Source organism: Sphingomonas sp. SORGH_AS_0438 (assembly GCF_031453475.1).
Taxonomy (GTDB): domain Bacteria; phylum Pseudomonadota; class Alphaproteobacteria; order Sphingomonadales; family Sphingomonadaceae; genus Sphingomonas.
Window position 1 is genome coordinate 709,018 of the sequence record NZ_JAVIZS010000001.1, and the last position, 12,751, is coordinate 721,768.

15 protein-coding genes are annotated in these 12,751 nt (G+C 67.0%); 10 read left to right on the plus strand and 5 right to left on the minus strand.

The genetic code is table 11. The annotated features are described in order from the left end of the window. Window positions 1-11: 11 nt before the first annotated feature. Complete coding sequence (locus QE452_RS03400) at window positions 12-491, minus strand: peroxiredoxin (protein WP_125996244.1); 480 nt, start codon at window positions 489-491, stop codon at window positions 12-14. A gap of 113 nt (window positions 492-604) precedes the next feature. Here QE452_RS03400 and QE452_RS03405 point away from each other — a divergent pair, with 113 nt between their 5' ends. Next, complete coding sequence (locus QE452_RS03405) at window positions 605-1,165, plus strand: YqgE/AlgH family protein (protein ID WP_309660409.1); 561 nt, start codon at window positions 605-607, stop codon at window positions 1,163-1,165. A gap of 109 nt (window positions 1,166-1,274) precedes the next feature. Next, window positions 1,275-2,708 (plus strand): adenosylhomocysteinase, encoded by a 1,434-nt coding sequence (gene ahcY, locus QE452_RS03410; RefSeq protein ID WP_309660410.1) that lies wholly within the window; start codon window positions 1,275-1,277, stop codon window positions 2,706-2,708. Between the two features lie 63 nt (window positions 2,709-2,771). Here the strand turns inward: ahcY and QE452_RS03415 are convergent, their stop codons facing one another. Genes QE452_RS03415 through QE452_RS03425 form a run of 3 tightly spaced genes read right to left on the minus strand, consistent with a single transcriptional unit; the run spans window position 2,772 to window position 5,913 of the window. Beyond that, window positions 2,772-3,473, minus strand: a complete 702-nt coding sequence (locus QE452_RS03415; protein ID WP_309660411.1) for a histidine kinase — start codon at window positions 3,471-3,473, stop codon at window positions 2,772-2,774. Then, entirely contained in the window at window positions 3,464-4,099 is a 636-nt protein-coding gene (locus tag QE452_RS03420; RefSeq protein WP_309660412.1) for a pilus assembly protein, read from the minus strand. Before QE452_RS03420 ends, QE452_RS03415 begins: the two co-directional genes overlap by 10 nt. Beyond that, window positions 4,096-5,913, minus strand: a complete 1,818-nt coding sequence (locus QE452_RS03425) for a pilus assembly protein (RefSeq protein WP_309660413.1) — start codon at window positions 5,911-5,913, stop codon at window positions 4,096-4,098. Before QE452_RS03425 ends, QE452_RS03420 begins: the two co-directional genes overlap by 4 nt. 120 nt (window positions 5,914-6,033) lie before the next feature. Between QE452_RS03425 and QE452_RS03430 the strand changes: the two genes are divergently transcribed. Together QE452_RS03430 and QE452_RS03435 are read left to right on the plus strand one after the other, a co-directional pair. Beyond that, the gene (locus tag QE452_RS03430) at window positions 6,034-6,711 is read left to right on the plus strand and encodes a squalene/phytoene synthase family protein (RefSeq protein ID WP_309660414.1); all 678 of its coding nucleotides are present in this window, start codon (window positions 6,034-6,036) and stop codon (window positions 6,709-6,711) included. Between the two features lie 73 nt (window positions 6,712-6,784). After that, window positions 6,785-7,273, plus strand: a complete 489-nt coding sequence (locus tag QE452_RS03435; RefSeq protein ID WP_309660451.1) for an EF-hand domain-containing protein — start codon at window positions 6,785-6,787, stop codon at window positions 7,271-7,273. Here QE452_RS03435 and trmFO read toward each other — a convergent pair. Further along, complete coding sequence (gene trmFO / locus QE452_RS03440; RefSeq protein WP_309660415.1) at window positions 7,239-8,576, minus strand: methylenetetrahydrofolate--tRNA-(uracil(54)-C(5))-methyltransferase (FADH(2)-oxidizing) TrmFO; 1,338 nt, start codon at window positions 8,574-8,576, stop codon at window positions 7,239-7,241. The genes QE452_RS03435 and trmFO overlap by 35 nt on opposite strands. A gap of 59 nt (window positions 8,577-8,635) precedes the next feature. Here trmFO and QE452_RS03445 point away from each other — a divergent pair, with 59 nt between their 5' ends. The 6 genes from QE452_RS03445 to QE452_RS03470 all read left to right on the plus strand — a co-directional run bounded on the left by QE452_RS03445 (window position 8,636) and on the right by QE452_RS03470 (window position 12,730). Beyond that, window positions 8,636-9,067 carry a DUF488 domain-containing protein gene (locus QE452_RS03445; protein ID WP_309660416.1) on the plus strand — a complete coding sequence of 144 codons (432 nt, stop codon included), beginning with the start codon at window positions 8,636-8,638 and terminating at the stop codon, window positions 9,065-9,067. 81 nt (window positions 9,068-9,148) lie between these two features. Continuing rightward, entirely contained in the window at window positions 9,149-9,526 is a 378-nt protein-coding gene (locus QE452_RS03450) for a cupin domain-containing protein (RefSeq protein WP_125996235.1), read from the plus strand. Window positions 9,527-9,625: 99 nt separating this feature from the next. Continuing rightward, entirely contained in the window at window positions 9,626-9,982 is a 357-nt protein-coding gene (gene hisI / locus QE452_RS03455; protein WP_309660417.1) for a phosphoribosyl-AMP cyclohydrolase, read from the plus strand. Next, entirely contained in the window at window positions 9,979-10,461 is a 483-nt protein-coding gene (locus tag QE452_RS03460; protein ID WP_309660418.1) for a hypothetical protein, read from the plus strand. Before hisI ends, QE452_RS03460 begins: the two co-directional genes overlap by 4 nt. Before the next feature lie 31 nt (window positions 10,462-10,492). Then, window positions 10,493-10,921, plus strand: coding sequence for a MerR family DNA-binding transcriptional regulator (locus QE452_RS03465; protein WP_125996233.1), 429 nt, complete (start codon window positions 10,493-10,495; stop codon window positions 10,919-10,921). A 6-nt stretch (window positions 10,922-10,927) separates the two neighbouring features. Continuing rightward, the gene (locus tag QE452_RS03470) at window positions 10,928-12,730 is read left to right on the plus strand and encodes an acyl-CoA dehydrogenase C-terminal domain-containing protein (RefSeq protein ID WP_309660419.1); all 1,803 of its coding nucleotides are present in this window, start codon (window positions 10,928-10,930) and stop codon (window positions 12,728-12,730) included. The last annotated feature ends 21 nt before the right edge of the window (window positions 12,731-12,751 follow it).

The window sequence follows — 12,751 nt, forward strand, 5'->3', positions numbered from 1 at the left end:
GTCGTCGCCGCTCAGATCAGGTCGAGCAGATGCTCGGCGCTGCTGACCTTGAACTCGCCGGGCTCCTCGACGTTCAGCCGCGTCACCACGCCATCCTCGATCAGCATCGAATAACGCTGGCTGCGCAGGCCCATGCCGAAGGCCGAGCCGTCCATCGACAGGCCGATCGCCTTGGCGAAATCGCCATTGCCGTCCGCCAGCATCGTCACGCCCTGCACGTCATTGGCCTTGGCCCAGGCACCCAGCACGAAGGCGTCGTTGACGGAGGTGCAGGCGATCTCGTCGACCAGCTTGTCGCGGAACGCCTGCACCTTGGCGGCGAAGCCGGGCAGGTGCTTGGCGGAGCAGGTCGGGGTGAAGGCGCCGGGCACCGCGAACAGCGCGATCTTGCGGCCGGCGAAATAGTCGGTGGTGGAGACCCGGTCCGGCCCGTCCGCCGTCACCTTGACCAGGGTGGCTTCGGGCAGGCGATCTCCAATGGCGATGGTCATGCGGCGTGTTCCTTGTGGTTCCTCAGACCCTTCGATCACCGTGACCGGGATTTCAAGCCGTCCCGTCGCATTCCCCCGTGGCGGGTACGGTAGCGGGCGGCTAGGACGGTCGCGTGAAGGATGCGGAATATCTCGCCGGGCAGTTCCTGCTGGCCATGCCGGGGATGGGCGATCCCCGTTTCGACAAGGCGGTCATCGCCCTGTGCAGCCATGACGAAAACGGTGCGGTCGGCATCGGTCTGGGTGCGGTGGTGGGCGGCATCGGCTTCCACGCGGTGCTCGAACAGCTCGACATCCCCGTGGGGCAGGCGCCCGATGCGCCGGTGCATTTCGGCGGGCCGGTCGAGATCCGGCGCGGCTTCGTCATCCACAGCGCCGACTGGACCGGGCAGGACACGGTCGACGTCGCCGGTCGCTGGCGGTTGTCGAGCACGATCGACATCCTGCGCGCCATCGCCGAGGGGACGGGGCCGGCCCATTGGGTCTGCGCGCTCGGCTATGCCGGCTGGAGCGCGGGGCAGCTGGATGAGGAACTGACCAGTGCCGGCTGGTTCACCGCGCCGGGCGATCCGGAGCTGATCTGGTCCACCCCCGCCGCCGACCGCTGGACCAGGGGCTATGAGGGGGCGGGGATCGATCCTCGCCTTCTGGTGGCGGGGGCGGGCCATGCCTGACGCGGCTTTCCGCCTCGGCGGTCGAGATATAAAGATATCTTTATATTTGATCCGGTGACGGCAAGCCTCTAAGGCCGTGGGCATCATCCGAGTTTCAGGAGCAACACCCGTGGCCACTGCAATCGCCCCGACGGGCACCGGCACGCAGAACGACTATGTCATCAAGGATATCGGCCTGGCCGATTTCGGCCGCGCCGAAATCCGCATCGCCGAGACCGAGATGCCGGGCCTGATGGCGCTGCGCGAGGAATTCGGCGCATCGCAGCCGCTGAAGGGCGCGCGCATCACCGGCTCGCTGCACATGACGATCCAGACCGCCGTCCTGATCGAGACGCTGACCGCGCTGGGTGCGGATGTGCGCTGGGCGACCTGCAACATCTTCTCGACCCAGGACCACGCCGCCGCCGCGATCGCCGCGTCGGGCGTGCCGGTCTTCGCCGTGAAGGGCGAATCGCTGGCCGAATATTGGGACTATGTCGGCGACATCTTCACCTGGGACCGCGACGTCGAGGGCCAGACCGCCAACATCATCCTGGACGATGGCGGCGACGCGACCATGTTCGCGCTGTGGGGCGCGAAGCTGGAAGCCGGCGCGACCTTCGCCGAGCCGGAGAATGAGGAAGAGGTCGAGTTCCAGCGCTCGGTCAAGGCGTTCATCGCCAAGAAGCCCGGCTATCTGACCGAGACGGTCAAGAACCTGAAGGGCGTGTCGGAAGAGACGACCACCGGCGTCCACCGCCTGTACGAGATCGCGAAGAAGGGCGAGCTGCCCTTCCCGGCGATCAACGTCAACGACTCGGTGACCAAGTCGAAGTTCGACAATCTCTACGGCTGCAAGGAATCGCTGGTCGACGCGATCCGTCGCGCCACCGACGTGATGCTGGCGGGCAAGGTCGCCGCCGTCGCCGGCTTCGGCGACGTGGGCAAGGGCTCGGCCCAGTCGCTCCGCAACGGCGGCGCGCGCGTGCTGGTCACCGAAATCGATCCGATCTGCGCGCTGCAGGCGGCGATGGAGGGCTTCGAGGTCGTGACGATGGACGAGGCGGTGAAGCGCGCCGACATCTTCGTCACCGCGACCGGCAACGCCGACGTGATCACCGCCGATCACATGAAGGCGATGAAGCCCATGTCGATCGTCTGCAACATCGGCCATTTCGACTCCGAGATCCAGATCGCGGCGATGTCCAATTACAAGTGGACCGAAGTGAAGCCGGGCACCGACCTGGTCGAGTTTCCGGACGGCAAGCAGATCATCGTGCTGGCCAAGGGCCGCCTGGTGAACCTGGGCTGCGCGACCGGCCATCCGAGCTTCGTGATGTCGGCCTCCTTCACCAACCAGACGCTCGCCCAGATCGAGCTGTGGACCAAGGGCGAGGCCTATAAGAACGAGGTCTATGTCCTGCCGAAGCATCTCGACGAGAAGGTGGCGGCGCTCCACCTGGAGAAGCTGGGTGTGCAGCTGTCCAAGCTGAGCGAGAAGCAGGCGGCCTATATCGGCGTGCCGGTCGAGGGTCCGTTCAAGCCGGATCACTATCGCTACTGATCCACGCGATCGGTGATCGAGAGGGGGCGCTTGCCGGCTGGCGAGCGCCCCTTTTTCATGCGGTCAACTGGCGGTGAAGCGATCGCAGGTCATGCGCTGCACGGCCGGCGCGGGATTGTAGATCTGCGCGAAGTCCCGGCGGTCGCGGACGATATAGGCGGCGGTATAGGTCAGGCGGGTCGATCCGTTCGGCAGCCACCGGGCGCTGACGACCGGCTTATACTCATAGTTGATCTCGACGAACATCACGCCGGAATTTGGCGGGGCGGAGACCTTCGCGCCGGTCGGACCCATGCCGCCGGGCGCGGGGGTGCCGGCATTGGCACTGTTGGTGTCGGTGCCGGCGGTCGTGCTGGTCGTGCCGTAATGCGAGCCATAGTCGGCGCCCGAACGGGTGCCGAGACAGCGTTGCCAGTGGATCTTCTGGTTGCCGGCGCCGTCCGCCTCCAGGCTGGTGACGATGATCCGGCCGCGCGTCGTCAGGTCCCAGGCCGCACCCTGCAAGCGCGCGGCGATCAGCACGTCGTTGATGTCGACCTCGCGCAGCTGCTGGTTGGACAGGTTGTTGTTGAGCCCGACGCGCGAGGCATTGTCCGACAGGTTGGTCGCGACCTGGCTCAGTCGAAGGTTCATCAGCGCCAGATTGGCGGTCTCGACGCCGTACAGGCCGACGCCGAGCACGAGCGGCAGCGCCAGCGCGAACTCCATCAGCGCCAGCCCATGGGTATCGCCGGCCAGGGATCGCAAGGGACGGGTCAGGTGCATATCGTCTTGGGCTCGGTGGTCGCCTGCGAGGCGTAGGGCTGGTTCTTCAGGATGGTGGTGGAGGTCATGCGCAGCATCGATGGCCAGCCGATCATCGCCGCGATCGGGAACAGCCGGGGATAGGTGACCGAGAAGGTATAGAGCGTCACATCGTTCGCGCCGCCCTGGCCCGCGCTGCCCGGATCGGCGTCCCAGGCGAAATTGCCGTTCACATCCTGGAAGCATTCGCCCGGATCGCGGAGGCCGTTGCCGTTGGTGTCGGAAAAGGGCTCCGGCTTGATCGCGGCGAAATTGTCGTAGTTCTTGCGGGTCACGCACCAGGTGGCGGGGACGCGCATGCTCGGCAGCGTCACGGCGCAGGAGGGCTGCGGCGATCCGATCAGCGGTGTCAGCATCGACAGCACGCGGGCGTCGATCGTGCCCGTGCTCTGCGCGCCGCCCTGGAGGGCCGAGTCGCGCGCCGCCTTCTGCACTGCGCCGTCCAGCACCGACTGGGCATAGATCTGGAACCCCAGGTCGAGCAGGCCCATGATCAGCGCGATCATCACCGGCGCGACGATCGCGAACTCGATCACCGTATTGCCGCGCCGGTCGCCGGCCAGCCGCCGAAGGGGAGCGCGGGTCATTTCGAGACGCGCAGCATCGCGACCTGGTTGGCGATCGTCTTGAACGCCGTCTGGAGCGAGGCATTGTCACTGGCATAATAGGCCTTGCCGGGTGACGCGCACTGGGTGAGCTGCTGCGTCAGTGACTGGCCGAAGCCGACCACGAACACGGTGATGTTGCGGGCCTTGGCGGCGGCGCATTCGGCCAGGAACCGGGCATTGTGGTTGTCCAGATCGTTGCCGGGCGAATTGCCGCTCACCCTCTTGTCATAATTCTCGTTGCCATAGGTGCCATAGATCGCGCTATTGGGAGACATGTCGCCATCGGTCATGAAGACGATGTAGCGGTTGGGCTCGTTGTGGCCGGGCCAGGCGACCGTGTCGCCCTTGAAGATGCCGCCGGGCGAGATCATCCGCGTGCCCCAGATCATCCCGACATCATGGTAGGTGCCGCCCTGGGCGCGGAAGTCATTGGCGTTGACATAGCCGGAAATGTCGTCGCGCGTCATCGTCGTCAGCCGCTGCGCCGCCTTGCCGCAGGAGACATAGCCGGACGAGATGTTGCCGGTCATCAGCATGTTGGTCAGGATGCCGGTGACGGTGTTGCTGTTGTAATCGCCATAGGGATTAACGGAGTTGCCGCCATAATCGAAGGACGCGTTGTTGCCGCGATAGTAGAAGACGTCGGGCCAGAGCGGCCGCCACCGGGTGCTATCGTTGGTCGGCGCGAGGTCGGGGTCCAGGTCCGGTGGCAGGTCGTTGATGTCGAAGCTGGTCGCGACTTGGGTGTCGCGCTCTTCGACGCAACCCTGCCAGGTCGAACGCGCGCCGGTGATCTTGCTGGGGTCCAGGACAGAGGCACCCGCCACGAATTGCGACACGTCGAGGGGCCAGTTCTCGTACCGCCACCGCGGCCCCACCTTGTTTTCAGTGACGACGCAGCCATTATCGTAGCTGGTCTGGTAGATGATCGCGCTGCCCTGGGTCGTATAACCGTTGGATGGAGACCGCGTATTGTTGAGCGCGGCGCAGTTACGGGAATTGATGTCGTTGCGCGTATACGTCGAATTGCTGATCGGGCTGTCGCCGACGACATGGCGGGTATTGTAGTTCCACTGCGACACGAATGCATTCGGCGCAACCGCGCGGACCGCCGCGCCCACATTCACCGTCGAGGAATAGGTGACGAAGCCGTAGCGTATCTTGGTGGTGGGATCGATATTGTCGGCGAGCGTGTCGTAGAAGCTGAGCACCGCCGAGCGCAGACCCGACAGCTTCGATCCATTCTTCTCGCGCACGCTGTAGGCGGTGTTGCCGTTGGTCGTGTAGCTGTCGACCGGCTGGCTGCATCCGCCGGTGCCGTCCGACGTGGTGCAGGCCATCGAGCCGGTGGTGTCGAGCACGAACATGATGTCGGCGTCCGCCACGTCATAGCGCGCCTCGCACGTCACGGTCAGCGTCACGTCGTTGGCCGCCACCATCTTCGAGATCGTCATCGGCACGGTGACGCTGGCGGTGCCGGCGACTTGGTTGTCGGCGGTCTTGGTGGGCAGGAACTTGGGTGTGCCCGACTGCATATAGCCGGTGGTGAAATTATTGGCGAAGAACTGTTGCGCCTGTTTCGTCGCGGTCGCGTCCAGCGCGCTGCCGCCGGAATCGAGCATGAACTTGCGCCCCGCCAGCGCCCCCGCGTCGCAGGCCTGCTGGAGCCGTGCCTTGACGACATAGAGGCGGGCGGTGTCGACGCCCGCGCCCGCCATGGCGGTCAGCGGGACCAGCGCGATCGCCATGATCGCCAGCGTATTGCCGGCCACGTCGCGCGCCAGGCGACGCATAATGCCGGAGCCGCGACCGGCCCAACCATCCCGGATCCTTCGCACCAATCGCATTGTGCCTCGACTTCGGCTAGATACCCGGACACACTGCCCGGTGAGAAAGAAGCCTTTTGCAGTCAGATGGTTAAGAACTTATCCCATGCCGAGGAGGCGGCGGTCGCGGAGCGCAACCTCGCGTTCAGCTATGCCCCGCGCGACCGGCGTGCCGGGCTGGAGGCGCTGTTCGCGCTCGATGCCCGGCTCGCGTCGATCCTGCGCGGCACGCGCGAGCCGATGGTCGGGCAGATGCGGCTGACCTGGTGGTACGAGGCGCTGGCGGCGCTCGATACCCGCCCGCCACCGGCCGAGCCGGTGCTCGCGGCGCTGGCTGAGACGGTGCTGCCGCATGGCGTGACCGGCGCGATGCTGGCCGGGCTGGTCGATGGCTGGGACGTGCTGCTCGACGGGGCGGCGTTGGACAATGACGCGCTGGAGCGGGTGGCGGTCGAACGCGGCGAGCGGCTGTTCGCGGCGGCGGCGCACCTGTTGGGTGACGACACGATCCCGGTGGCGGCGGGGCAGGGCTGGGCCCTGGCCGATCTGGCGACGCATCTGTCCGATGCCGCGACGGCCGCGCGGGCGACGGCGCTGGCGAATGTCCGGCTGGACGGGGCGATGCAGCGACGCTGGCCGGCCCCGTCGCGGCCGCTGGGGGCGCTCGTCCTGCTCGCGCGCTTCGATCTCGCCGCGCCACCGATCGCCGCCGGATCACCCCGGCGGACGTGGCGACTGCTCCGTCATCGGCTGACGGGCCGGTAGGAAAACTGATCCAGGTTGTAAGTTGCCAACTGCTCTCCTAGCCTCGTTGCAGGCTTGGGGGAGACGGGCGATGCTGTGGCGATATGCGGCGGGCGGGGGAGCGGGGCTGGCGGCGCTGCTGGGCGGTGCCTTGCTGTGGCGATCGCCCTCGACGCCCGCCAGTGCCGGCCTGCCGCCGCGCCCGGCCGTGGCGGGGCAGGCCGCCGCCACCGACCTCCCCGACCGCCTGCCGGAAGCGAGCGCCAGGACGCGCGAGGAGAAACGCTTCGACCGTTATGACAAGGATCGCGACGGGCAGGTCACGCGCGACGAATATCTGGCGCAGCGGCGCAAGGCCTTCGCCAAGCTGGACCGGGACGGCGATGGTCGCCTGTCGTTCGACGAATGGGCGGTGAAGGCGACGACGAAATTCGCCGCCGCCGACCGCGATCATTCCCATGCGATGGACCGGGCGGAGTTCGCCACCACCGCGGTCAAGCGCAAGCCGGCGCGGACGGCACATTGCCCGCCCGCGTCGGATGCCGGCGTCAAGCCGTCGGCAGCGCCGGAGGAGGAGAGTTGAGCCATTCCGCCAGCGCCGTGCGGCCCCGGTCGGTATACATGCGCTTGCGGTCCGCCTTCTTGGTCCGGCCGGGAATGGGCGGGAACAGGCCGAAATTCACGTTCATCGGCTGATAGGTCTCGGCGGTCGCCGCGCCGGTGATATGACCCAGCAGCGCGCCCAGTGCCGTCTCGGGCGGCGGCGGGGCCAGCGTCTCGCCGCGCAGTTCGGCGGCGGCGAAGCGGCCCGCCAGCAGCCCGACCGCGGCGCTTTCGATATAGCCCTCGCACCCCGTGATCTGCCCGGCGAAGCGCAGGTTCGGCCGGTTCTTCAGCCGCAGCGTCGGGTCGAGCAGTTCGGGCGACTTGATGAAGGTGTTGCGGTGCAGGCCGCCCAGCCGGGCGAATTCGGCATTCTGTAGACCGGGGATGGTGCGGAACAGGCGTACCTGCTCGCTATGCTTCAGCTTGGTCTGGAAGCCGACGATGTTCCACAGCGACCCCTGGGCATTGTCCTGGCGCAGCTGCACCACCGCATAGGGCCAGCGGCCGGTCCGCGGATCGTCCAGCCCGACCGGCTTCATCGGGCCGTAGCGCAACGTGTCGACGCCGCGCTCCGCCATCACCTCGATCGGCATGCAGCCCTCGAAATAGGGCGTGTCCTTTTCCCATTCCTTGAACGGCGTCTTCTCGCCCTCGATCAGACCGGCATGGAAGGCGAGATATTCCTCCTTGGTCAGCGGGCAGTTGATGTAATCCTTAGTCTCGCCCTTGTCCCAGCGCGAGGCGAACCAGGCCACGTCCATGTCGATCGAGTCGCGATAGACGATGGGGGCCAGCGCATCGAAAAAGGCCAGCGCCTCCGCCCCGGTCGCGCCGCCGATCGCCTCGGCCAGCGCGGGCGCGGTGAGCGGGCCGGTCGCCAGGATCGTCGGCCCCTCCGGCAGCGTATCCACCCGCTCGCGCACCAGGGTGACGTTGGGATGGTTGGCGAGCGCATCGGTCACGCCCTGCGAATAGCCGTCGCGGTCGACCGCCAGCGCCGATCCGGCGGGAACGCGATGCCGGTCCGCCTGGGTCAGGATCAGCGAGCCGAGCGTGCGCATCTCCTGGTGGAGCAGGCCGACCGCGTTCGCCTCGGCATCGTCCGAGCGGAAGGAGTTGGAGCAGACGAGTTCGGCCAGGCCCTCGGTCTGGTGCGCCGGGGTCTTCTCGCCCGATCCGCGCATTTCGGACAGGCGTACCTTGAAACCGGCCTCGGCAAGCTGCCACGCGGCTTCCGAACCGGCCAGGCCGCCGCCGACGATATGGATGTCATGGGTCATGGGGACGTCCCTAGCCGCCCCGACTTGGCAAGTCAGGTCCGGATCGCCAGCTTGTGGCCATGATCCTCTATACGATCGGCTATGAAGCCACGACCATGGCGGAGTTCATCGCCGCGCTGACCCGTGCCGGGGTGACGCAGGTGATCGACATCCGCGCGTTGCCGCTGTCGCGGCGGCCCGGCTTCTCCAAGTCGCCGCTTGCCGCCTCGCTGGCGGAGGCGGAGATCGGGTACGTCCATCTGAAAGCGCTCGGCACGCCCAAGCGCGGGCGCGATGCGGCGAAGAAGGGCGATGTCGCGACGCTGACCCAGGTCTATGACGACCAGCTCGAACTGCCCGAGGCACAGGCCGCGGCGGCGCAGATGCTGGCGCTGGCGGCGGAGCGTCCCTCGGCCTTGCTCTGCTACGAACGCGATCCCCGCCATTGCCACCGCCGGCTGCTGGTCGAGGCGGTGGGCGAGGGGGTCGAGGTGGTCGACCTGTTTCCTTGACGGGCATCAACCCGACCGGAACCCCGCTGGTGGCCGGGCCGTTGCGGCGGCTCTCATTCCAGACAGCGGAAGGACGGCATAATGGCGATCTTCAACAAGGACATGGTCGCGTTGGCGACCAAGAACACGCACTTCCAGAAGGAAGTGTATCGCGACGAGAATTGCCAGATCGTCCTGATGTCGATCGAGCCGGGCGACGATATCGGCGAGGAAACGCATGACGCCGACCAGACCACCTTCTTCGTCGCGGGCGAGGGCCAGGCCAAGGTCGACGGCTCGACCACCAAGGTGACGCCGAACCATCTGATCGTCATCCCCAAGGGCGCGCTGCACAACATCATCAACAAGGGTGACGAGCCGCTCAAGCTGTTCAGCGTCTACTCCCCGCCGGCCGAGGAGCCGGGCGTCGACCACAAGACCAAGGCGGATGCCGAGGCGGCGGAGGAAGGCGAGGACTGAGGACAAGTGTTTCCTGTTCCCCGGCAAAGGCCGGGGAACAGCGTCGCGGTTGGATAGGGCAGTCTTCTCATCGCCCGTCCCGCCCCGTAGAGCGGCGGCATGACCGAGAGAGACTCCACCCTTCGCTTCGACCCGGCCTTCGACGCCAATGGCCTGGTGACGGCCGTCGTCACCGACCGGGCGGGCGCGTTGCTGATGGTGGCGCACATGAATGCGGAGGCGATCGCCGCCACCCAGGCGAGCGGGGAGGCGACCTTCTGGTCGCGCAGCCGCCAGCGCCTATGGAAGAAGGGTGAGACCTCCGGCAATGTCCTGCACGTCGTCGAGATGCGGGTCGATTGCGACCAGGATGCGCTGTGGGTGATCGCCGATGCGGCCGGCCCGGCCTGCCATACCGGTGCCCCCTCCTGCTTCTATCGCCGGATCGAGGGCGAGGTGCTGGTGCCGCTGGCATGAACTGGCGTCCGGTCGCCCTGTTGCTGCTCCTGGCCGGATGCGACCGTGCCGCCTCCGTGATCGACCGCACCGATGGCGCCAAATTGGAGGCGGCGGCGACCGAGGCGGGGCTGGTGCCCGATCCGAAGCGCCGCGCGATCGAGGGGGCCTGGGCGCTCGACACCGACCGACTATGCATCGTCGGACAGCGGATCGGCGTGGCGATCGATTATGGCGAGGGACAGAGCTGTTCCGCCAGCGGCACGGTGCAACGCGATGGCGAGACGCTGAAGGTCACGCTCGGCAACGCCTGTCGCTTCGACGCGCAGTTCGATGGCGAGCGTATCCGTTTCCCCACGACCCTGCCGGCCGAATGCGAGCAGCTCTGCCTCGGCCGGGCCTCGCTTGCGGCGCTGACCGTCGAGCAGCAGAGCGGCTCGCAGGCGGAGGCCGCGACGTTGCGCGGTCGGGGTGGGAAATTCCTCTGCAAGGCGTCTTGACGTTTACGTAAAGGGAAGTAATTTTCCCGATATGGCCGATGCAGCAACCTATGCCGTGATCGTCCCGCGCAACGATCGGGACAGCTTCACGATCTCCGACCTGTCGGAGGAGTTCGGGGTCACCGCCCGGGCCCTCCGCTTCTACGAGGACGAGGGGCTGATCGCGCCCGAGCGGCGTGGCACCACCCGCATCTACACGCAGCGGGATCGCGCGCGGCTCGCCTGGATCTTGCGCGGCAAGCGGGTCGGCTTCTCGCTGGGCGAGATCCGCGAGATGATCGACCTGTATGATATCGGCGACGGCCGGCGCATCCAGCGCCAGGTGACGATCGATCGGTGCGAGGCGCGGATCGCCGCGCTGGAGGCGCAGAAGCGCGACATCGATGCCGCGATCGCCGAACTGACCAGCTTCGTCGCCGATGTGCGGGCGACGCACCGACATGATAACGATAAGGATTAGAGAGAGATGCCGAGCTATACGCCCCCGATCCGCGATGTCCGCTTCGTGCTGGAGCAGGTGGTCGGCCTGTCCGCCCATGCGGAGGTCGAAGGGTTCGCCAATGCCACGCCCGACACGGTCGATGCCGTGCTGGAAGAGGGCGGCCGCTTCGTCGCCGAGGTGCTGTTCCCCCTCAACCAGATCGGCGACCAGCATGGCTGCACCCGCGCCGAGGACGGATCGGTGACGACGCCGCCCGGCTTCAAGGAGGCCTATCGCCAGTTCGTCGAATCGGGCTGGGGTACGCTCGCCGCGCCGGAGGCCTTTGGCGGGCAGGGGATGCCGCATGTCGTCTCGACCGCGTTCCAGGAGTTCATGATCTCCGCCAACATGGCCTTCGCCATGTATCCGGGCCTGGCGCATGGCGCGATCGCGGCGCTGGTCGCCAAGGGCAGCCCGGAGCAGCAGGCCCGGTATCTTCCCAAGATGGTGTCGGGCGAATGGGGCGGCACCATGAACCTGACTGAGCCGCAATGCGGCACCGACCTGGGCCTGATCCGCACCAAGGCGGAGCCGCAGGCCGATGGCAGCTATCGGATCACCGGCACCAAGATCTTCATCTCGGCCGGCGAGCATGACCTGACCGACAACATCATCCATCTGGTGCTGGCCAAGACGCCGGGTGCGCCGGACAGCAGCAAGGGCATCTCGCTGTTCGTGGTGCCCAAGGTGCTGGTCAACGAAGACGGGTCGCTGGGCGCGCGCAACGCCGTCACCTGTGGCTCGATCGAGCACAAGATGGGCATCCATGGCAACTCCACCTGCGTCCTCAACTATGATGGCGCGACCGGCTGGCTGGTCGGCGAGGAGATGAAGGGGCTGGCGGCGATGTTCATCATGATGAACGCGGCGCGGCTGGGCGTCGGCCTGCAAGGGCTGGCGGTGGCGGAGACCGCCTATCAGAACGCGGTCCATTATGCCCGCGACCGTCGCCAGGGCCGCGCGCTGACCGGCCCGGCCGAGCCGGGCGAGAAGGCCGACACGCTGATGGTCCACCCCGATGTTCGCCGGATGCTGATGGAGGCCAAGGCCTGGACCGAGGGGCTGCGCGCCCTGTGCCTGTGGGGCGCGCTCCAGGTCGATCTGGAGCACAAGGCCGGCACCGAGGTGGAGCGGCAGATGGCTGGCGACCTGATCGGCCTGCTGACCCCGGTGATCAAGGGCGTCGGCACCGACAAGGGCTATGAGGTCGCGACCAGTGCCCAGCAGGTCTTTGGCGGGCACGGCTACATCCAGGAATGGGGGATGGAGCAATATGTCCGGGATGCCCGGATCGCGATGATCTACGAGGGCACCAACGGTGTCCAGGCGATGGATCTGGTCGGCCGCAAGCTGGCGCAGAATGGCGGCCGGGCGGTGCAGGCCTTCTTCCAGATCGTGACCGAGGAGGTCGCGCTGGCCAAGACGGTGGAGGCGACTGCCGATTTCGCCACCCGGCTGGAGCGGGCCCTGAACGATCTTCAGGCCGCGACCCTGTGGTTCATGGCCAATGGCATGAAGAACCCGGAAAATGTCGGCGCCGGTGCGGTCAGCTACATGCACCTGATGGGCCTGGTGGCGACCGGGCTGATGTGGCTACGCATGGCCGCCGCCGCCGCGCGGATGCGGGATGCGGGGGAGGGCGATGCCGCCTTCCTCGACGCCAAGCTGGTCACGGCGCGCTTCTTCGCCGAACGTATCCTGCCCGACGCCGGGGCGCTGCGTCGCAAGATCGAGGGCGGGGCCGAGGCGGTGATGGCGCTGCCCGAGGCGATGTTCCTGGCGGCGTAAAGGCTGGACCGGCCCCGTCCT

What these genes read in the sequence shown, in the direction of transcription:
- QE452_RS03400 (WP_125996244.1), bottom strand. Translation starts at nt 491, where the DNA reads ATGACCATCGCCATTGGAGATCGCCTGCCCGAAGCCACCCTGGTCAAG.
- QE452_RS03415 (WP_309660411.1), bottom strand. Translation starts at nt 3,473, where the DNA reads ATGCACCTGACCCGTCCCTTGCGATCCCTGGCCGGCGATACCCATGGG.
- QE452_RS03420 (WP_309660412.1), bottom strand. Translation starts at nt 4,099, where the DNA reads ATGACCCGCGCTCCCCTTCGGCGGCTGGCCGGCGACCGGCGCGGCAAT.
- QE452_RS03425 (WP_309660413.1), bottom strand. Translation starts at nt 5,913, where the DNA reads ATGCGTCGCCTGGCGCGCGACGTGGCCGGCAATACGCTGGCGATCATG.
- QE452_RS03430 (WP_309660414.1), top strand. Translation starts at nt 6,034, where the DNA reads ATGGTTAAGAACTTATCCCATGCCGAGGAGGCGGCGGTCGCGGAGCGC.
- trmFO (WP_309660415.1), bottom strand. Translation starts at nt 8,576, where the DNA reads ATGACCCATGACATCCATATCGTCGGCGGCGGCCTGGCCGGTTCGGAA.
- QE452_RS03445 (WP_309660416.1), top strand. Translation starts at nt 8,636, where the DNA reads ATGATCCTCTATACGATCGGCTATGAAGCCACGACCATGGCGGAGTTC.
- QE452_RS03450 (WP_125996235.1), top strand. Translation starts at nt 9,149, where the DNA reads ATGGCGATCTTCAACAAGGACATGGTCGCGTTGGCGACCAAGAACACG.
- hisI (WP_309660417.1), top strand. Translation starts at nt 9,626, where the DNA reads ATGACCGAGAGAGACTCCACCCTTCGCTTCGACCCGGCCTTCGACGCC.
- QE452_RS03460 (WP_309660418.1), top strand. Translation starts at nt 9,979, where the DNA reads ATGAACTGGCGTCCGGTCGCCCTGTTGCTGCTCCTGGCCGGATGCGAC.
- QE452_RS03465 (WP_125996233.1), top strand. Translation starts at nt 10,493, where the DNA reads ATGGCCGATGCAGCAACCTATGCCGTGATCGTCCCGCGCAACGATCGG.
- QE452_RS03470 (WP_309660419.1), top strand. Translation starts at nt 10,928, where the DNA reads ATGCCGAGCTATACGCCCCCGATCCGCGATGTCCGCTTCGTGCTGGAG.